Here is a 17,554-nt window from a genome sequence, read left to right as displayed (position 1 = left end):
ACGGAGCACATTCATGACCTTCCAGCAGCCCTCCCCGCCGCCCCACCCCGGACCGCAGGGTCCCCTCGGTCCCGCCATGCCCACTGTGCCCGGACAGCCGGTTCGCGGCGGCAGGCGATGGCTCACGTACGGGGCGGTCGCTCTGGTCTCCTTGTTCATAGGCGTCGGCATCGGCAACAGCGGCAGCGCGGCGGACTCCGGAAAGAAGACCGCCGGGCCCACGGCGGGCCCCCGGCCGACCGTCACCGTGACGGAGACGGCCGAGGCGGCGGCCACCCCCGGCCCCGCTCCCACCGTCACCGAGACGGTGACCGCCAAGCCGAAGAAGACCAAGGCCTCCGGACCGGCGACCTCTTTCTCCGGTGAGGGCGAGTACCTCGTCGGCGAGGACATCGCGGCCGGCACCTACAAGACCGCCGGGCCGGACGGCGGCTTCGGCTGCTACTGGGAGCGCGCCAAGGACGCCAGCGGCGAGTTCGGCTCCATCATCGCCAACAACAACCTCGACGGACCGGGGCGGGTGACGCTCGACAGCGGGGAGTACTTCAAGACCAACCGGTGCCAGGAGTGGAAGAGGGTCGGCTGACCGCTCCCGGGCGCGGTCACGGCCACTGCCGCCGGCCGAGCACCCGGTCCCGCTCCCACCCCCGGGCGGCTCCGAACGGTGCTCGGCGGCCTCGAACTCCGCCGGCAGCCGCCGCCCGTCCGGGGTCCCGGCGCACCGCCCGTCCGGGTCCCGGCGCACTGTCCCGCCGGGTCCCGGCGCAGCCCGGCGATGGCCCCTTTGCGGGCCGTCGCGTGCCTGTGATCACGCGGTTCCGCTTAATGCATATGACGTGCAAGTGCATGTTTTTAGCGTTAGGCCCGCGACCGCCGACGACCTGGACGGCGCCCGTTCCGTCATGCTCGACACCGTCTACCGGGACTTCGGCACCGGATACGTGCCCCGCTGGCACGCCGACATCGTGGATCCGGCCGCCGCCTACCTCGCCTCCCGCCGGCACACGCTGCTCGTCGCCGTCGACGCGGACGGGCGGATCGTCGGCACCGGAGCGCTCGACGCCCGGGGGCCGCAGTGGCCGCCGAACCCCCGCCGGCTGGCGGAGCGCTACCCGTCCGGCGAGACCGCGCAGTTGCGCCGGGTCTACGTCCGTCCCGAACATCGGCGCCGGGGGATCGCGCGGGAACTGGTGGCGCGGCTCCTGGACTTCGCCGCCGCGGACGGCGGTTACCGGTCCGTGTACCTGCACACCGATCCCGGGGTGCCCGGCGCCGAGCCGTTCTGGCGCTCGCTCGGCGAGGTCGTGCACGACGAGCGCCGGGACGCGGGCGGCGGGCAGGGCATCGTGCACTTCGAGATTCCCCTGCGACGGGCCTAGCCCCCTGTCCCCTCCGCTCCCTCCGCGCCTCCCTCTGCTCCTCCGCTTCCTTCAGTTCCCTTCAGTTCCCTTCAGTGAACGCCCCCCGAACCGAGCCCGAACCGAGGACCATGCCTGCCCCGCGCCCTCTCCGACTGCCGGCCGCCCTTCTCGTCACCCCCCTCCTCGCCGGGTGCTTCGCCTCCGGACCCGGTGCGGCGTCCGGCGACCCGGCCGACGGCTCCCGGCTCCGGGTCTCCCTCGCCTTCCCGCCCGCCGAACGGCTCTCCCCCTACGGCGCCGACGCCACCATCCTCAGCCGGCTCGGCGTCACCGAGAGCCTGACCGCGCTCGACGGCAACGGCACCGCCGCTCCGGCCCTCGCCTCCTCCTGGCGCCGACAGGACGACCGCAGCTGGCAGTTCACCCTCCGCGAGGCCACCTTCCAGGACGGTTCCGAGGTCACCGCCCAGGCCGTCGCCGCCTCGCTCGCCCGGGCCTCCCACGCCGAGCCCGCCCCGGCCGCCCTGTCCGGTGTGACCCTCACCGCCGAGGCCGTGGACCCGCACCGGATCCGCGTCACCACCGGCCGCCCCGACCCGATCCTGCCGCTGCGGCTGTCCAGCCCGAGCCTCGCCGTGCTCTCCGCGAAGGCGTACCGGGACACGGACCGCGTCGACCCCGCCGGCACCGCCACCGGTCCCTTCGAGCTGAAGAAGGTCACCGGGACCTCGGCCGCGACCCTCGACCGGTACGACGGCTACTGGGGCGGTCGCGCCCACGCCGCCGGCATCGACGTCCGCTTCGTCGCCGACGGCACCGCCCGCACCAACGCCCTGCGCGCCGGCGACACCGACATCGCCGAAGCCGTACCCGTCGCGCAGGCCGCCACGCTGCGGAAGGACACCCGGCGGGAGACCGCCACCACCCGTACGACCAGCCTCCTGCTCAACTCCCGCTCGGGACCGTACCGGGACGCCGGGCTGCGCGCCGCCGCCCGCGCCGCCGTCGACACCTCCGCCCTCGCCGACGGCGTGTACGAGGGACACGCCGACCGCGGGACGGGCATCTACGGTCCCGCCGTCACCTGGGCCGAGGGCCGGCACGTCGAGCCGGCGGGGAGGGCCGCGCCGAAACGGCCCGGCGGCGTCCAGGTCACCCTCGCCACCTACGACAACCGGCCCGAACTCCCCGAAACTGCACAGGTGCTGAAGCAGCAGCTGGAGCGGGCCGGGTTCCGCGTCAGGCTCGTCGTACGCGAGTACTCGCGGCTGGAGGGCGACGCCCTCGCCGGGAAGTTCGACGCGTTCGTGCTCGCCCGCAACAGCCTCGTCGACACCGGCGACCCCGTCGCGATTCTCGCCGGCGACTACACCTGCGACGGCGGCTACAACCTGGCCCGGCTGTGCGACAAGGACGTCGACCGGGCCGTGGCCGCGGCCGAACGCACCGCCGACCCCACGGGGCGACAGGACGCCGCGCTGCGCGCCGAGGCCAGGATCCTCGGCACCGACGCCGTCGTACCGCTGGTCCACCAGCGCGTCATCACCGGCGTCGGACGCTCGGCCCAAGGCGTGCTGTTCGACCCGTACGAGCGGATGCTCGTCGGCACCGGCACCCGGCGCTGACCCGTGCGCGACATGCTGTGGCGGGCCTCGCTCGCCGGCGCCCTGGTGTGCGGGATCGGCCTGCTGCCCTGGCTCACCCGGACCGATCCCGCGCTCACCGTGCTCAAGGCGCGGGCCCAGGACCGCGCCCCGGACCCCGCGGTGCTCGCCGCCGTCCGTGACCAGCTCGGCCTGGACGACGGACCGCTGGTGCTGCTCGGGCGGTGGCTCGGCAGGCTGCCGCGCGGGGACGCCGGCCGGTCCTGGATCTCCGGGGCCGAGGCCGGACCGGCCGTGCTCCAGGCGCTCGGCGCCTCCCTGCTGCTCATGTCGGTCGCGCTCCTCGTGACCTGCTGCACCACGGCCGCCGTGTGCGCCCGCACGCTGCGCGGGGGCGGCCGGACCCGCCCCCGCGGCAGCGGTTCGGCGATGCTCGCCGCGCTGCCGGAGTTCCTCACCGCCTCCGTCCTCGCCACCGTCGTCGGCGTACAGCTCGGCTGGCTGCCCGCCCTCGGCTGGTACGGACCCCGGTACACCGTGCTGCCCGCCCTCGCCCTCGGCCTGCCCACCGGGGCCGTCCTCGGCCGGCTCCTCGACGACCGGCTGCCCGGCGCCTTCGCCGAACCCTGGGCGCGGGCCGCCGCCGCGCGCGGACTGCCCCCGGCACGCATCGCCCGGCAGGCGGTACGGCGCTCTCTGCCCGGACTGCTGCCGAACACCGCCCTGTTCGTCGTCGGCATGACCGGCGGCGCCGTCGCCGTGGAACAGCTCTTCGACATCCCCGGCCTCGGCCGCACCACCCTCCAGGCCGCGCTCGCCCAGGACCTGCCCGTCCTCCAGGCGGGCACGCTCGCCCTGGTGCTGCTCGCCGCGCTCGCCACCGGCGCCGCCCGGCTCGCCGTCCGCCTGCTCACCGGCCCGGCCCTGCGCGACGGCGCCCTGCCCGCCGCGCCCCCGCCCGCACCGGCCGCGCGGCGGACCACACCCCTCCTCCTCGGCGCGGCACTGCTCACCGTCCTCGCCGCCGGACTGCCCCGCGACCCCCTCGCCCTGGACACCGCCGCCCGCCTCGAACCCCCCGCCCCGGCCCATCCGTTCGGCACCGACGCGCTCGGCCGCGACCTGCTCGCCCGGATCGCCCACGGCGCCCTGGACACCCTGCTGCTCGCCCTCGCGATCAGCGCCGGCACGCTCCTCGCCGGGCTGCTGCTCGGCCTGCTGCCCCGGCTGTCCGGGCCGCTCGTCGACACCGTCAACGCCGTACCGCCCGTGCTCGCCGCGCTTCTGGTCACCGCCGTCGCCGGCGGCGGCCCGGCCACCCCCGCGCTCGCCGTCGCCGCCGTCGCCTGGGCGCCGCTCGCCGCGCACACCTCCGCCCTGCTGCGCCAGGAACGCGCCGCCCTCCACGTCACCGCAACCCGGGCCCTCGGCGCCGGCCGCTGGTATCTGCTGCGCCACGAACTCCTGCCCGCCGTCGTCCCGTCCGTCACCCGGCACGCCCTGCTGCGGCTGCCCGGCACCGCGCTCGCCCTCGCCTCGCTCGGCTTCCTCGGCCTCGGCACCCAGCCTCCGTCCCCCGAGTGGGGCCACCTCCTCGCCGAGAACCAGCCCTACGCCGAACGCGCCCCCTGGACGGTCCTCGCTCCCGCCGCCGTGCTCGCCGTCCTCGGCGCGCTGGCGGTGACGTCCGCGGGCGCCCTGCGACGCCGTCCCGCCCACCCCACGGCCGACGCCCCCACGGCCGACGCCCCCACGGCCACGGGCGAGCCGGCCGCCGCCTGAGCGCACGGCCGGTCACCGGTACCCGGCACCGCCTCGCGGTCGTTGAACCGTCCCACCACGCCGCGCGTACTCATCGGTCGTGGGAGGATCCCTCACCATGAGCGCGTCCCCGGCGGTGAGAGGTCTGCGCGCCGCCGTGTTCGCCGCGGTGTGCGTACTGCTCGCCGCCGCCGGGCACGGTCTGGCCACGGGCGACCTGCCGCCCGCGTGGGCCGACGCGGCCGGCTTCCTCGCCGTGTTCGCGCCCGGCTGCGCCCTCGGCGGGCGGGAGCGGTCGCTGCCCGGCATCGGCGCGGCCATGCTGCTCACCCAGGCGGCCCTGCACCTGGGGTTCGCCGCGGCCCACCGCGACGGCACGGCTTCCCCGCACGGGGGGCCGCACCCCGGCCCCACCACTGCCGCGACGCACCCGCACGCCCTGCACGCCGCCACCACGGCCGCGACGCACCCGCACACCCTGCACGCCGCCACCATGGCCGCGACGCACCCGCACGCCCTGCACGCCGCCACCGCGGCCCACCCGCACCTCACCGCGCACGCCACCGCCGCCCACCTGCTCGCCGCTCTGGCCGCCTCCTGGTGGCTGCGGCGCGGCGAGGCCGCGCTGTGGTCGCTGCTGCGCCGGGCCGCCGCCCTCGTGCCGGCCCTGGCCGCCTGGTGGCGGGACGCCCCGCTGCCCGTACCCGCCGGCCGGGTGCCGCTCGCCCCGACCGTTCCCGAGCCGCCCCGCCGGGCCCCGCTGCGGCACGCGGTGCACCGGCGCGGACCCCCGGCCCCGGTCCCGTACTCGCTCTGACACCCCTCACCCGTCACTCGTACGGAGATCGACCACCCATGTCCGCAGCACGCATCACCCTCCGCCGCGCCGGCACCGTCACCGCCGTCGCCGCCGCCTCGGTCCTCCTCGCCGCGGGAGCCGCCTCCGCGCACGTCACCGTCCACCCGGAGAGTTACGCCAAGGGAGCCACCGACGGCGTGCTGACCTTCCGTGTCCCGAACGAGGAGGACGCGGCCGCCACCACCGAGGTCAAGGTCTTCCTCCCCACCGACCACCCCGTCCTCGGCGTCCTCGTCCACCCCCGGGACGGCTGGACCGCCAAGGTCACCACCACGAAGCTGAAGACGCCGGTGAAGACCGACGACGGCACCATCACCGAGGCGGCCTCCGCGATCACCTTCACCGGAGGACGCATCGGCGCCGGACAGTACGAGGACTTCGACGTGGCCTTCGGCCAACTGCCCGAGGACACCGGCCGGCTGGTCTTCAAGACCCTCCAGACCTACTCCGACGGCAAGGTCGTCCGCTGGATCGAGGAACCGGCCGACGGCGACGAACCGGAGAACCCGGCGCCGGTGCTGGAACTCACCTCCTCCGCCCCGGCCGTGTCCGCCGCCCCCGCCGCCAAGGCGGCGGACGCGAGCGACGGGACCGCACGCGGACTCGGCATCGCCGGGCTGGCCGTCGGGGCCGTCGGCCTGGCCGCCGCTGTCTTCGCGATCGTCCGGAGCCGGGGCGCACGCGCCTGACCGCGTCCGCGTGACCGCACACGCGCCGGGGCCCGGACCGCCACTCGCGGTCCGGGCCCCGACGCAGGAGGGTCAATGTGCCGCCAGCTCCAGCAGCTTCGGCTCGACCGGCGCCGTCACCGGCGCGCGGAAGGTGCGCCACAGCCACCGCACGTCCCGGCCGAACGACCACACCAGTGAGACCAGCGCCGACAGCACGATCGCGAGGTTCACCGGGTGCGGCAGCAGCTCGGAGCCCGCCAGCAGCAGGCAGACGCCCTGGACGGCGGCGACGGTCTTGCGGGCGAAGGACGGCGGCAGCGGGGCGGTCAGCCAGGGCGCGACCCGGGCCGCCGCGACGAACCCGTAGCGCATGCCGCCGATCAGCAGCACCCACGGCCCGAGCCGCGTCGACACGTACACGCTCAGCACCAGGATCAGGAACGCGTCGACCTCCATGTCGAAGCGGGCACCGAGCGCGCTCGACGTCCCCGTGCGGCGGGCCACCTTGCCGTCCACACCGTCCAGCAGCAGGGCCACGGCCGTCAGGGCGACCAGCAGCGTCACCGGCGGCGCGCTCTCGAAGGAGTCGGCGACCAGCGCGGTCACCCCGCCGACCAGCGTGGCCCGGCCGAGCGTGACCCGGTTGGCGGGGCCGAAGGAACGCAGCCGGGAGCGGTGCACGGCGCGCGAGAGGACCGCCCAGGTGGCGAACGCGAAGGCGAGCCCCGTCAGCCAGCCGGCCGGCCCCATGCCGACCGCCGAGCCGAGCAGGGCCAACAGCAGGATCTGCACGCCCGCTCCCACAGCGGTCTCCTGCTGGAGCCTCGCGTCGTACGTGTTGTTCAGGGCCACCGCACATCCTCCGGCCGAGTGACAGAGTCGATCAACGCCGCGTACTGTGCGCGGCCTGTGCACAACTCGGTACGTGAACAACTTCCCGATCGTTCAGGAGGATGCCGATGAACCGGTCGGCCCGCGCGTTCTGGCTCCGCTCGCCCGGCCACGGAGAGCTGCGCGACGTCACCCTCGCGGCGCCCGCCGAGGACGAGGTCCTGGTGCGCGCCCTGTACTCCGGGATCAGCCGCGGAACGGAGACGCTCGTCTTCCGCGGCGGGGTGCCGGAGAGCCAACACGCCGTGATGCGCGCGCCGTTCCAGGAGGGCGACTTCCCGGCCCCGGTGAAGTACGGCTACCTCAGCGTCGGCGTCGTCGAGGAGGGCCCGGCTGCGCTGATCGGCCGTACCGTCTTCTGCCTGTATCCGCACCAGAGCCGTTACGTCGTTCCGGTGAGCGCCGTCACCGTGGTGCCCGAACGGGTGCCCGCCGAGCGGGCCGTGCTCGCCGGGACCGTCGAGACCGCCGTGAACGCCCTGTGGGACGCGACCCCGCTGGTCGGCGACCGGATCGCCGTCGTCGGCGGCGGCATGGTCGGCTGCGCGGTCGCCGCGCTGCTCGCCCGCTTCCCCGGCGTCCGGCTCCAGCTGGTCGACGCCGACCCGGCCCGCGCGAAGACCGCCGAGGCGCTCGGCGTCGACTTCGCCGCGCCCGCCGACGCCCTCGGCGACTGCGACCTCGTCGTGCACGCCAGCGCCACCGAGGCCGGCCTCACCCGGGCCCTGCAACTCCTCGCCCCGGAGGGCACGGTCGTGGAGCTGAGCTGGTACGGCGACCGGAGCGTGGCCCTGCCGCTCGGCGAGGCCTTCCACTCCCGCCGCCTCACCGTGCGCAGCAGCCAGGTCGGTACCGTCTCCCCGGCCGCCCGGCCCGGCCGCGGCTACGCCGACCGGATGGCCCTCGCCCTCGACCTGCTCGCCGACCCGGCGCTGGACGCCCTCATCACCGGGGAGAGCGCCTTCGAGGAACTCCCGGACGTCGTCCCGCGGCTGGCCTCCGGCGAGATCCCCGCCCTGTGCCACCGGGTCCGGTACACGGAGACCGGTCTGACCTGAGAAAAGAGTGAGGAACGGCTGAACACGGGGAAGCGAAGAGCCGTACTACACGGCATCCCCCTGCGGGCAAGGGCGGGGGACCAGACGCGCCGCACCTGGAGGGTCGTCCGTTGTTCAGCATCACCGTCCGCGATCACATCATGATCGCCCACAGCTTCCGCGGCGAGGTGTTCGGGCCCGCGCAGCGACTGCACGGCGCCACGTTCCTCGTGGACGCGACGTTCCGCCGTGAGCAGCTGGACGAGGACAACATCGTGGTCGACATCGGCCTGGCCACGCAGGAGCTGGGCGCCATCACCGCCGAGCTGAACTACCGCAATCTCGATGACGAGTCCGAGTTCGCCGGGATCAACACCTCCACCGAGTTCCTGGCCAAGGTCATCGCCGACCGGCTCGCCGAACGCGTCCACAAGGGCGCGCTGGGGGAGGGCGCCAGGGGCCTGGCGGGGATCTCGGTCACCCTGCACGAGTCGCACGTCGCCTGGGCGAGTTACGAGCGTGGCCTGTGACCGATCTGACCGTGGAGCGGGGCCGTCTCGCGTACGTGCCCGCGCAGCCCACCACCGCCGAGAACGCCGGAATCGTCCCCATGTCCCTGCGCACCGTGCACTTCGTGATGCCGGGCGGCGTCGACGACCCGGCCGCGCCCAGCGGCGGCAACGCCTACGACCGCCGGGTCTGCCTGGACCTGCCCGGCTTCGGCTGGCAGGTCACCCGGCACGCCGTCCCCGGTGACTGGCCGCGGCCCGACGCCGCCGCCCGCGACCGGCTCGCCCGTACGCTGCGGGAGCTGCCCGACGACACGGTCGTGCTCCTCGACGGCCTCGTCGCCTGCGGGGTCCCGGAGACGGTCGTCCCCGAGGCCGCGCGGCTGCGGCTGGCCGTCCTCGTCCACCTGCCGCTCGGCGACGAGACCGGCCTGGACCCGGCCGTCGCCGCCGACCTGGACACCCGCGAGCGCACGGTGCTGCGGGCGGTGCCCGCGGTGATCGCCACCAGCGACTGGGCGGTCCGCCGGCTCGTCTCCCACCACGGACTCGCCCCCGACCGGGTGCACGTGGCCGCGCCGGGCGCCGACATCGCGCCGCTCGCGCCCGGCACCGACGGCATCACCCGGCTGCTGTGCGTGGCCGCCGTCACTCCGCGCAAGGGCCAGCACCGGCTGGTGGAGGCGCTCGCGGAGGTCCGGGACCTGCCGTGGACCTGCGAGTGCGTCGGCGGCCTCGGCCACGACCCCGAGTACGTCGCCCACTTGCGGGAGCTGATCGCCCGGTACGGCCTCGCCGACCGGCTGCACCTGACCGGCCCGCGCTCCGGCGCCGACCTCGACGCCGCCTACGCCTCGGCCGACCTGATGGTCCTCACCTCCTACGCCGAGACCTACGGCATGGCGGTCACCGAGGCCCTCGCCCGAGGCATCCCGGTCCTCGCCACGGACGTCGGCGGGCTGCCCGAGGCGGTCGGCCGCGCGCCGGACGGCGGAGTGCCCGGCATCCTCGTCCCGCCGGAGGACCCCGCCGCGCTCGCCGCCGAACTGCGCGGCTGGTTCGGCGAACCCGACGTGCGCCGCCGCCTCAAGGCCGCGGCCCGGGGCCGCCGCGCCGCGCTCGACGGCTGGGCGGCCACCGCCCGCAGCCTCGCGGGAGTCCTCCAGCGTCTTCCGGAACCCCCGAGGAGGGCGGCATGAGCGACGGCAGTGCGGAGGCCGTGGTCCGGTCGGGTGGTCTGATCCCGGCCCAGCCCGGTCCGGGCGAGGGAGAGTCCGTGCGGAGCGCCACGAGCGCGCCCAGCGAGGAGGTGCCGGCCGTGGACGCCGTGGAAGCCGTGGACAGGGACGTGAACGCGGGGGACGACGGCCGGGCGTCCGGTACCGGCGCCCTCGCCGACGGCGCGGCCGGCACGGTGATCGCCGGTGCCGGGCCCGTGGCCCGTCCCGGGGAGCGGGCCACCGTACGGCTGCGGGACGGTGGCTCCGAGGAGCCGCCGCGGTACGCGCCGGAGTGGCTGCAACTCCGGGAGAGCGCCGACGCGTTGGCCCGCGCGCAGGACCTGCTCGACCCGCTGCGGATCCGGCTGGCCAATCTGCCGGGCCGGCCGGGCGGAGTGGTCGTGCACGACCTGGGCTGCGGCACCGGCTCCATGGGCCGCTGGCTCGCCCCCCGCCTGGACGGCGCCCAGCACTGGGTCCTGCACGACCGCGACCCCTATCTGCTGCACTTCGCGGCCGTGGCCTCCCCGCGCTCCGCCGCCGACGGCAGCAGCGTCACGGTGGAGACCCGGCGCGGCGACGTCGCCCGGCTCACCCAGGACGCGCTGGCCGGGGCCTCGCTGGTGACCGCGTCCGCGCTGCTCGACGTCCTCACCGTGGAGGAGGTCGAGGCCCTGGCGGACGCCTGCGTGGGCGCCGGCTGCCCGGCCCTGCTCACCCTCTCCGTCGCCGGACGCGTCGAATTCGGCCCGGAGGACCCGCTGGACGGCGAGATCGCCGAGGCGTTCAACGCCCATCAGCGGCGCACCGGGCTGCTCGGCCCCGACGCGGTCGACGCGACCTGCGAGGCGTTCGCCGAGCGCGGGGCGACGGTCCGGCTGCACCCGAGCCCGTGGCGGCTCGGCCCCGGCGAGGCCGCGCTGACCGAACAGTGGCTGCGCGGCTGGGTGGGCGCGGCCGTCGAACAGCGGCCGGAGCTGCGCGAACGAGCCGAGCGGTACCTGAGCGAGCGGCTCGCCGCCTGCGCGGCCGGCACACTCCGGGTCACCGTCCACCACAACGACCTGCTGGCACTGCCCCGCCCGAGGGGTGGGACGGCGTGAGCAACGGGGCGGCAGGAGCCGCGACGCGACCGGCCCCGGACGCCGGCACCGGCACACCCCCGCACAGAACAGCGGACCCGAACAGCACGCGCGCGGTGTCGGGGACGGACGCGGCGCGGGTTCGTGCGGCGGCGGGGGCGGCATCGGTGCGGGCGCGCGTGGCATCGGTGTGCGCGCCCCGCCGACGTGCGCGGACGGCGGACCCGGCCCTGGCCCGCGTGACGCACGCGCGCCCGGCACCCGAGCCGGTGTCCCGTGCCGAAGCAGCCGAAGCCGAAGCCGCCGAGGCACCTAGGGCTCCTGAGGCTCCTGAGGCAGCCGAAGCACCCCAAGCACCCCAAGCACTAGATGCGCTCGACGCGGCCGATGTCTTCGAAGACGGCGATGGCCGCCTCGCGCACCGGGCGGGCGACCGCAACGGTCCGGCGGTCGGCGCCGCACGGCCCGGCGCCCCTCGGCGTTCGAACTCCCGGGCTCTGCGCACCCACTTCGGCACCGCCGCCGGCGTCGTCATCCTCGGCGCCCTGATGTGGCGGCTCGGCACCGGGGCGCTGCTCGACGGGCTGCGGCGGATCGACACCGGGACGGTGCTGGCGGCGCTGGGCATCGGCGTGGTCACCACCGTCTTCAGCGCGTGGCGCTGGCAACTGGTGGCCCGGGGGCTGCGGCTGCGGCTGCCGCTGGGCCCCGCCGTCGCCGACTACTACCGGGCGCTGTTCCTGAACGCGGCGCTGCCCGGCGGGATTCTGGGCGACGTGCACCGGGCGGTCCGGCACGGGCAGAGCGCCGGTGACCTCCGGCGGGGCGTGAAGGCGGTCGTCCTGGAGCGGGTCGCGGGGCAGATCGCGCTGACCGTGGCCGGCGCGGTGCTGCTGCTGACCCTGCCGTCCCCCGTGCGCGCCGAGGCCCGCGGCTTCGCCCCGCCGGCGGCCCTGGCCGCCGTCGGCGCGCTCGCCGTCGTGCTCGCCGTCCGGCTGAACCGCGCACCGGGCCGCCGGGGCGGCGCACTGCGCCGGACCCTCGGCGAGGCCCGCCGGGGTCTGGCGTCCCGGCAGACCGGACCCGGCGTCGCGCTGTCGTCCGCGGTCGTCCTGGCCGGGCATCTGGCGCTGTTCGTCGTGGCGGCCCGGGTCGCCGGCTCGGCCGCCCCCGTGGCGGTCCTGCTGCCGCTCGCGGTGCTCGCCCTGGTGGCCATGGGCCTGCCGCTGAACATCGGCGGCTTCGGCCCCCGCGAGGGCGTCACCGCCTGGGCGTTCGGCGCGGCGGGGCTGGGCGCGGAGAGCGGCGTCGCGGTCGCCGTCGTCTACGGCGTGCTGAGCTTCGTGGCGAGCCTGCCCGGTGCGGTCGTCCTGCTCCGCCGCTGGTACGAGGGCCTGCGCGCCCGGACCGCCGCACCGGCTCCCGGCCCCACCCGGGACGTCCGGCCGGGCGACCGGAGGCCGACCGGAGCCGCCCCCATGGGCCCCGGCCGCCTCCCCGCCCCGGACTACTCGCGTCCCGCGGCCGGGCCGAGCAGCGCGAAATACGGCTCGAAGGATTCCGCCAGGCTCGCCAGCAGTGCCTTTCCCTTTTCCGCCGAACCCAGGGAGGGACGGCCGATGACGCCCGATTCGGTATAGGCGGACATTCCCACGGTGAGGAGATGGCGACGGTCGTCGGCCGTGAAATCGGCGGACTCGTGACCAGGGCGGACGAATTCGGGGTGAGCGTGCAGCAGAATCGAGGTCTCGATTTCTCCCGCGTGCATGTCGGTGAGCAGCGACGTGACCACTCCGGACCGTTCCCGTGCCGTCTCCCAGTCCTCGGCGGCCGGGAACAGCGCCATCCGCTCACCGCGCGCGGAGGCCTCCTGGACGACGTTGCCCAGCACGTAGTTGCCGCCGTGCCCGTTGACCACGACCAGTGCGTCGACACCCGAGCGGCGCAGCGACGCCGCGATGTCCGAGACCACCGCGTGGAGGGTCACGGCGGAGATGCTGACGGTCCCCGGCCAGGCCGCGTGCTCGTGCGAGCAGGAGACCGTCACCGGAGGGAGGAGGTGCACCGGGTACGTGGCGGCGATCTCCCGCGCCACGGCGCAGGCGACCAGCGTGTCGGTCGTCAGCGGAAGGTACGGACCGTGCTGTTCGAAGCTCCCGACGGGAAGGACGGCGACCTGTGCTGAAACGCCCGCCCCCCGGGCCCTCACGTCCTCCGTGGTGTCCGCCGGCAACACACCGGCCGCCACGTCGTTCGACTCCCCGTATGCCGCCGTACGCGCGCCCGAACCACTCATCTTTTCACGGCCTTTCGTCTCTGCTTAGGAATCAGATCATGACAGAAAACACCGGCGTCAACATCGGCGTACTCGGCAAGAAGTCCCCGCGGCGTTCGGGCGCGGAACGCGTCGTGAATGCACCGCTGCCCACCGTGTACGGGAAATTCCAGGCGATCGGCTACCTGGACCACGACCGTGGTGACGAGCAAGTGGCTCTGGTTTTCGGCGAGATCGGCACCGAGAACGTGCTGACCCGGCTCCACTCGGAGTGCCTGACCGGCGACGCGTTCGGCTCCCGGCACTGCGAGTGCGGCGACCAGCTGGAGGCCGCGCTGCGCTCGGTGGTCGCCGAAGGCAGCGGCATCGTCGTCTACTTGCGGGGGCACGAGGGCCGGGGCATCGGGCTGCTCGCCAAGCTGCGCGCGATGGCCCTGCAGGCGGAGGGCCTGGACACGGTGGAGGCGAACCTCGCGCTGGGCCTGCCGGTCGACGCCCGTGACTACAAGGTGGCCGCCGAGATCCTGCGCGACCTCGGCGTGCGCTCGGTACGGCTGATGTCCAACAACCCGGCCAAGCGGGACGCGCTGGTCCGGCACGGCATCCAGGTCGCCGAGCAGGTGCCGCTGCTGATCGAGCCGTGCGAGAGCAACATCACCTACCTGCGGACCAAGCGGGAGCGGATGGACCACCACCTGCCGCATCTGGACGCCGTCGCCCACGGCTCCTGACACCCGGCCCCGGCGCCGGCCCGGCCCCGAGGGTCCTGCTCCCGCTCCCGACCCCGCGCCGGACGCCCGGACGCCCCGCTCCGGATTCCCGGGCCGGATCCCCGGCCCGGTGCCCGGATCCTGATTCGGCGGGCGGCGGCCCGGAAAGGATCAGGCGGTGACCGTGAACCGTGGCGAGGAGGCGGTGGCGTGAATCTGCGGGCCCGGGTGGTCGTCGTCGGCGGCGGAGTGATGGGCACCAGCATCGCCTGGCACCTGGCGCGCGCCGGAGTGCGCGACGTCGTCCTCGTCGAACGGGACGAACTCGCCGCCGGCTCCACCTCCAAGGCCGCCGGCGGCGTGCGGGCGCAGTTCTCGGACGAGTTGAACGTCCGGCTCGGCGCGCGCAGCCTGGAGGCGTTCGGCCGCTTCGCGGAGGAGGTCGGCCAGGACATCGGGCTGCACCGGGTCGGCTATCTGTTCCTGCTCTCCACCCCGGAGCAGGTGGCCTCCTTCGAGGCGGGCGTGCGGCTGCAGAACGACCTCGGGGTGCCCAGCCGCCTGCTCACCCCGCGGGAGGCCCGCCGCCTCTCCCCGCTGATCGGCACCGACGGCCTGCTGGCCGCCGCCTACTCCCCGGACGACGGCCACTGCACCCCGGAGGCCGTCGTCCACGGCTACGCGACCGCCGCCCGCGCCCACGGCGCCCGCATCCTGCGCCACACCGAGGTCACCGGCATCGAACTGCACGGCCGCACCATCACCGCCGTCGCCACCACCCTCGGCCGGATCGAGACGGACACCGTGATCTGCGCGGCCGGCGCCTGGTCGCGGGCGGTCGGCGCGATGGCGGGCGTGGACCTGCCCGTGGAGCCGCTGCGGCGGCAGATCGCCGTCACCGGGCCGGTGCCGGGTCTGCCGCCCACGCTGCCCATGACCATCGACTTCACCACCAGCCTCTACTTCCACCGCGAGGGCCCCGGCCTGCTGCTCGGCATGTCCGACCCGGACGAGAAGCCGGGCTTCGCCACCGACACGCACGACCGCTGGATCCCGCGGCTCGCCGAGGCGATGCGGCGGCGCGCGCCCGCTCTCCTCGACCTGCCCCGCACCGGCGGCTGGGCGGGCCTGTACGAGAACACCCCCGACCACAACGCCCTGATCGGCGAGGCACCGGAGGTGTCCAGGTTCCTGTACGCGACGGGCTTCTCCGGCCACGGCTTCCTCCAGGGACCCGCCGTGGGCGAGATCGTCCGCGACCTGTACCTGGGCCGCGTACCCTTCCTGGACATCAGCCCCCTGAGCGCCGGCCGGTTCGCGGCCGACGCCCCGCGCCCGGAGGCCAACCTGGTATGACCGAGCTGCACCTGTGGCTGCGCCACGAGCCCCGGACGACCGAACGCCGCACGCCGGTCGTCCCCGCCGATGCCCGCCGCCTGGTCGACAGCGGGGCGACACTGACCGTCGAGGAGTCCCCGCAGCGGATCTTCCCGGTGGCGGAGTACGAGGCGGCGGGCTGCCGCCGCGCCCCCGCGGGCTCCTGGGTGACGGCACCCCGCGACGCCGTGATCCTCGGTCTGAAGGAACTCCCGGACGAACCGGCCGAGCTGACGCACCGCCACATCCTCTTCGGGCACGCCTACAAGCGGCAGCCGGGGGCCGCCGCGCTGCTGCGCCGGTTCGCGGCCGGCGGCGGGGCGCTGTTCGACCTGGAGTACCTGGTGGACGAGGAGGGGCGCAGACTCGCCGCCTTCGGATTCTGGGCGGGCTATCTGGGTGCCGCGCTCGCCGTGCTCCGGCACCGGGGCCGCCTGACGGCGCCGCTCACCCCGACGACGAAGGACGAGCTGGACGCCGTACTGCGCCCGGCCGCCGGGGACGAGACGTGCACGGCACTGGTGATCGGTGCCCTGGGCCGCAGCGGGCGGGGCGCGGGGGCCGCCTTCCGCACGGCCGGCCTCGACGCGACCCGCTGGGACCTGGCGGAGACCCGCGACCTGGACCGGCGGGCCCTGCTCGGGCACGACGTCCTGGTCAACGCGGTCCTCGCGACCACCCTGGTGCCGCCGTTCCTGCGCGAGGAGGACCTGGACTCCCCGGCCCGCCGGCTGCGCACCCTGTGCGACGTCACCTGCGACGTCGGCTCCCCGTACAACGTCCTGCCGGTCTACGACCGCACCACGGACTGGGCGGAGCCCGTGCGCCGGCTGCGCGAGGAGCCCCCGCTGGACCTGATCGCCATCGACAATCTGCCCTCCCTGCTGCCGCGGGAGTCCAGCACCGACTTCTCCGCGGCCCTGCTGCCGCAGCTGCTCGCCTTCGGCGCCGGCGGCGCCTGGGGCCGCTGCCTCGACCGGTTCCACCTGGCCTGCCGTGAACTCGGCATCGACGGAGGGGGACTTCCCTCATGACCGAGCGTGTCCCGGCGAGCGGCACCGTCCACTGGGTCGGCGCCGGACTGTCCACCGGCAGCGGACTCGCCGACCTGTGTGCCACGGCCGACCGCGTCCTGCTGTGGCACCGCACCGCGGACCGCGCGGCCGGGGCCCTGGCCGGCCTCGGCCTGACGGGCCGCGCCGAGCCCCGCGCCCTCACCGCACCGGCGGCCCTCGCCGCCGCACTGGAACCCGGGGACGTCGTGGTGTCGATGCTGCCGGCGCCGCGGCACGCCGGACTGCTCGCCGCGTGCGTGCGGGCCGGGGCGCACTTCGCCTGCTCCAGCTATGTGTCGCCGGAGCTGTCGGCGCAGGGCGAGGCGGCACGGGCGGCCGGTCTCACCGTGCTCACCGAGGCGGGCCTGGACCCGGGCATCGACCACCTCTTCGCCCACAGTCTCATCGGCCGGGCCCGCGCACGGATCGGCGAGCACACCCCGGCCGCCTACCGGCTCACCTCGTACTGCGGTGGTGTCCCGGCGGTGCCGAACGACTTCCGGTACCGCTTCAGCTGGGCCCCGCTCGGCGTCCTCAACGCCCTGCGCTCGCCCGCCCGTTACCTGGAGGACGGCACCGAGACGACGGCCGGCCGCCCCTGGGAGGCGACCCGGCCGCTCGACCTGGACGGCGAGACCTTCGAGGTCTACCCCAACCGCGACAGCGTCCCCTTCATCGAGCAGTACGGCCTGCCCGCCGCCTGGCACCCGCGCACCTTCGTCCGGGGCACCCTGCGCCTGGACGGCTGGCTGAAGGCGTGGGAACCGGTGTTCGAGGAGCTGACGTCGGGCGACGACGAGCGGATCGCGGCGCTGGCGCGGGAGCTGGCGGCGGCCCACCCGACCACGGAGACCGACCGGGACCGGGTGGTGCTCACCGTCTCCCTGGAGGTCGACGCGGGGCAGGACCGTGTCTGGACCGGCGCGTATCTGCTCGACGCGACCGGTGACGCCGAGGAGTCGGCGATGGCCCGGTGCGTCTCCCGGCCGCTCGCCCTCGGCGTCCGGCACATCCTGGACGGCAGCCTGCCCGCCGGTCTGCACCGGGCGGCGGACACCGCTCAGCGGTCCGACCGCTGGCTGGCCGAACTCGCCGAGGAGGGACTGGAGTTCACCCTCACTCTCGGCCAGTAGCCGACCGCC

The 17,554-nt window shown here is 75.4% G+C and carries 16 protein-coding genes and 1 pseudogene; 15 read left to right on the top strand and 2 right to left on the bottom strand.

Annotated elements, in window-relative coordinates; translation table 11 throughout:
- The first annotated feature begins 13 nt into the window (after positions 1–13).
- The 6 genes from ACZ7KF_RS08845 (at position 14) to ACZ7KF_RS08820 (ending at position 6,274) form a co-directional block, all read left to right on the top strand.
- Entirely contained in the window at positions 14–586 is a 573-nt protein-coding gene (locus ACZ7KF_RS08845; protein ID WP_471070491.1) for a hypothetical protein, read from the top strand.
- A 316-nt stretch (positions 587–902) separates the two neighbouring features.
- Positions 903–1,379 carry a GNAT family N-acetyltransferase gene (locus ACZ7KF_RS08840; protein WP_471070489.1) on the top strand — a complete coding sequence of 159 codons (477 nt, stop codon included), beginning with the start codon at positions 903–905 and terminating at the stop codon, positions 1,377–1,379.
- Positions 1,380–1,489: 110 nt separating this feature from the next.
- A complete protein-coding gene (locus ACZ7KF_RS08835) occupies positions 1,490–2,986 on the top strand; it encodes an ABC transporter substrate-binding protein (protein WP_471070487.1) in 1,497 nt (498 codons plus the stop codon).
- Between the two features lie 12 nt (positions 2,987–2,998).
- A complete protein-coding gene (locus ACZ7KF_RS08830; RefSeq protein WP_471070950.1) occupies positions 2,999–4,747 on the top strand; it encodes an ABC transporter permease subunit in 1,749 nt (582 codons plus the stop codon).
- 97 nt (positions 4,748–4,844) lie between these two features.
- Complete coding sequence (locus ACZ7KF_RS08825) at positions 4,845–5,543, top strand: hypothetical protein (RefSeq protein WP_471070486.1); 699 nt, start codon at positions 4,845–4,847, stop codon at positions 5,541–5,543.
- A gap of 38 nt (positions 5,544–5,581) precedes the next feature.
- Complete coding sequence (locus tag ACZ7KF_RS08820) at positions 5,582–6,274, top strand: YcnI family protein (RefSeq protein ID WP_471070484.1); 693 nt, start codon at positions 5,582–5,584, stop codon at positions 6,272–6,274.
- Positions 6,275–6,346: 72 nt separating this feature from the next.
- Here ACZ7KF_RS08820 and ACZ7KF_RS08815 read toward each other — a convergent pair whose 3' ends face one another.
- A complete protein-coding gene (locus ACZ7KF_RS08815) occupies positions 6,347–7,108 on the bottom strand; it encodes a CDP-alcohol phosphatidyltransferase family protein (RefSeq protein WP_471070482.1) in 762 nt (253 codons plus the stop codon).
- 107 nt (positions 7,109–7,215) lie between these two features.
- On the opposite strand from ACZ7KF_RS08815, the gene ACZ7KF_RS08810 reads away from it, so the two are divergent.
- From ACZ7KF_RS08810 to ACZ7KF_RS08790, 5 genes and pseudogenes are all read left to right on the top strand, one after another.
- Entirely contained in the window at positions 7,216–8,205 is a 990-nt protein-coding gene (locus tag ACZ7KF_RS08810; RefSeq protein ID WP_471070480.1) for a zinc-dependent alcohol dehydrogenase, read from the top strand.
- 110 nt (positions 8,206–8,315) lie between these two features.
- Complete coding sequence (locus ACZ7KF_RS08805) at positions 8,316–8,714, top strand: 6-pyruvoyl trahydropterin synthase family protein (protein WP_471070479.1); 399 nt, start codon at positions 8,316–8,318, stop codon at positions 8,712–8,714.
- Positions 8,711–9,892: a glycosyltransferase family 4 protein gene (locus ACZ7KF_RS08800; protein ID WP_471070477.1), complete on the top strand. Its 1,182-nt coding sequence runs from the start codon at positions 8,711–8,713 to the stop codon at positions 9,890–9,892. The genes ACZ7KF_RS08805 and ACZ7KF_RS08800 overlap by 4 nt, the downstream gene beginning before the upstream one ends.
- A complete protein-coding gene (locus ACZ7KF_RS08795) occupies positions 9,889–11,016 on the top strand; it encodes a class I SAM-dependent methyltransferase (protein ID WP_471070475.1) in 1,128 nt (375 codons plus the stop codon). The genes ACZ7KF_RS08800 and ACZ7KF_RS08795 overlap by 4 nt, the downstream gene beginning before the upstream one ends.
- A pseudogene (locus tag ACZ7KF_RS08790) lies at positions 11,013–12,344 on the top strand (lysylphosphatidylglycerol synthase transmembrane domain-containing protein); the annotation flags it as partial. The gene ACZ7KF_RS08795 and the pseudogene ACZ7KF_RS08790, both read left to right, overlap by 4 nt.
- 158 nt (positions 12,345–12,502) lie before the next feature.
- Here the strand turns inward: ACZ7KF_RS08790 and ACZ7KF_RS08785 are convergent.
- A complete protein-coding gene (locus tag ACZ7KF_RS08785) occupies positions 12,503–13,291 on the bottom strand; it encodes a creatininase family protein (RefSeq protein WP_471070473.1) in 789 nt (262 codons plus the stop codon).
- A 38-nt stretch (positions 13,292–13,329) separates the two neighbouring features.
- Here ACZ7KF_RS08785 and ribA point away from each other — a divergent pair, with 38 nt between their 5' ends.
- The 4 genes from ribA to ACZ7KF_RS08765 all read left to right on the top strand — a co-directional run bounded on the left by ribA (position 13,330) and on the right by ACZ7KF_RS08765 (position 17,545).
- Positions 13,330–14,001, top strand: coding sequence for a GTP cyclohydrolase II (gene ribA / locus ACZ7KF_RS08780; protein ID WP_471070471.1), 672 nt, complete (start codon positions 13,330–13,332; stop codon positions 13,999–14,001).
- 189 nt (positions 14,002–14,190) lie between these two features.
- Complete coding sequence (locus ACZ7KF_RS08775) at positions 14,191–15,336, top strand: NAD(P)/FAD-dependent oxidoreductase (RefSeq protein WP_471070469.1); 1,146 nt, start codon at positions 14,191–14,193, stop codon at positions 15,334–15,336.
- Complete coding sequence (locus ACZ7KF_RS08770) at positions 15,333–16,391, top strand: saccharopine dehydrogenase (RefSeq protein WP_471070467.1); 1,059 nt, start codon at positions 15,333–15,335, stop codon at positions 16,389–16,391. Before ACZ7KF_RS08775 ends, ACZ7KF_RS08770 begins: the two co-directional genes overlap by 4 nt.
- Entirely contained in the window at positions 16,388–17,545 is a 1,158-nt protein-coding gene (locus ACZ7KF_RS08765) for a saccharopine dehydrogenase family protein (RefSeq protein WP_471070465.1), read from the top strand. The genes ACZ7KF_RS08770 and ACZ7KF_RS08765 overlap by 4 nt, the downstream gene beginning before the upstream one ends.
- Positions 17,546–17,554: the final 9 nt, after the last annotated feature.

It is taken from the genome of Streptomyces sp. NPDC038200, assembly GCF_055600785.1.
Note: the sequence above shows the minus strand (reverse complement) of the source record. Positions and strands in the feature narration are given on the sequence as shown.

What these genes read in the sequence shown, in the direction of transcription:
- ACZ7KF_RS08830 (WP_471070950.1), top strand. Translation starts at nt 2,999, where the DNA reads ATGCTGTGGCGGGCCTCGCTCGCCGGCGCCCTGGTGTGCGGGATCGGC.
- ACZ7KF_RS08785 (WP_471070473.1), bottom strand. Translation starts at nt 13,291, where the DNA reads ATGAGTGGTTCGGGCGCGCGTACGGCGGCATACGGGGAGTCGAACGAC.
- ACZ7KF_RS08765 (WP_471070465.1), top strand. Translation starts at nt 16,388, where the DNA reads ATGACCGAGCGTGTCCCGGCGAGCGGCACCGTCCACTGGGTCGGCGCC.
- ACZ7KF_RS08820 (WP_471070484.1), top strand. Translation starts at nt 5,582, where the DNA reads ATGTCCGCAGCACGCATCACCCTCCGCCGCGCCGGCACCGTCACCGCC.
- ACZ7KF_RS08840 (WP_471070489.1), top strand. Translation starts at nt 903, where the DNA reads ATGCTCGACACCGTCTACCGGGACTTCGGCACCGGATACGTGCCCCGC.
- ACZ7KF_RS08825 (WP_471070486.1), top strand. Translation starts at nt 4,845, where the DNA reads ATGAGCGCGTCCCCGGCGGTGAGAGGTCTGCGCGCCGCCGTGTTCGCC.
- ACZ7KF_RS08810 (WP_471070480.1), top strand. Translation starts at nt 7,216, where the DNA reads ATGAACCGGTCGGCCCGCGCGTTCTGGCTCCGCTCGCCCGGCCACGGA.
- ACZ7KF_RS08835 (WP_471070487.1), top strand. Translation starts at nt 1,490, where the DNA reads ATGCCTGCCCCGCGCCCTCTCCGACTGCCGGCCGCCCTTCTCGTCACC.
- ribA (WP_471070471.1), top strand. Translation starts at nt 13,330, where the DNA reads ATGACAGAAAACACCGGCGTCAACATCGGCGTACTCGGCAAGAAGTCC.
- ACZ7KF_RS08770 (WP_471070467.1), top strand. Translation starts at nt 15,333, where the DNA reads ATGACCGAGCTGCACCTGTGGCTGCGCCACGAGCCCCGGACGACCGAA.
- ACZ7KF_RS08795 (WP_471070475.1), top strand. Translation starts at nt 9,889, where the DNA reads ATGAGCGACGGCAGTGCGGAGGCCGTGGTCCGGTCGGGTGGTCTGATC.
- ACZ7KF_RS08845 (WP_471070491.1), top strand. Translation starts at nt 14, where the DNA reads ATGACCTTCCAGCAGCCCTCCCCGCCGCCCCACCCCGGACCGCAGGGT.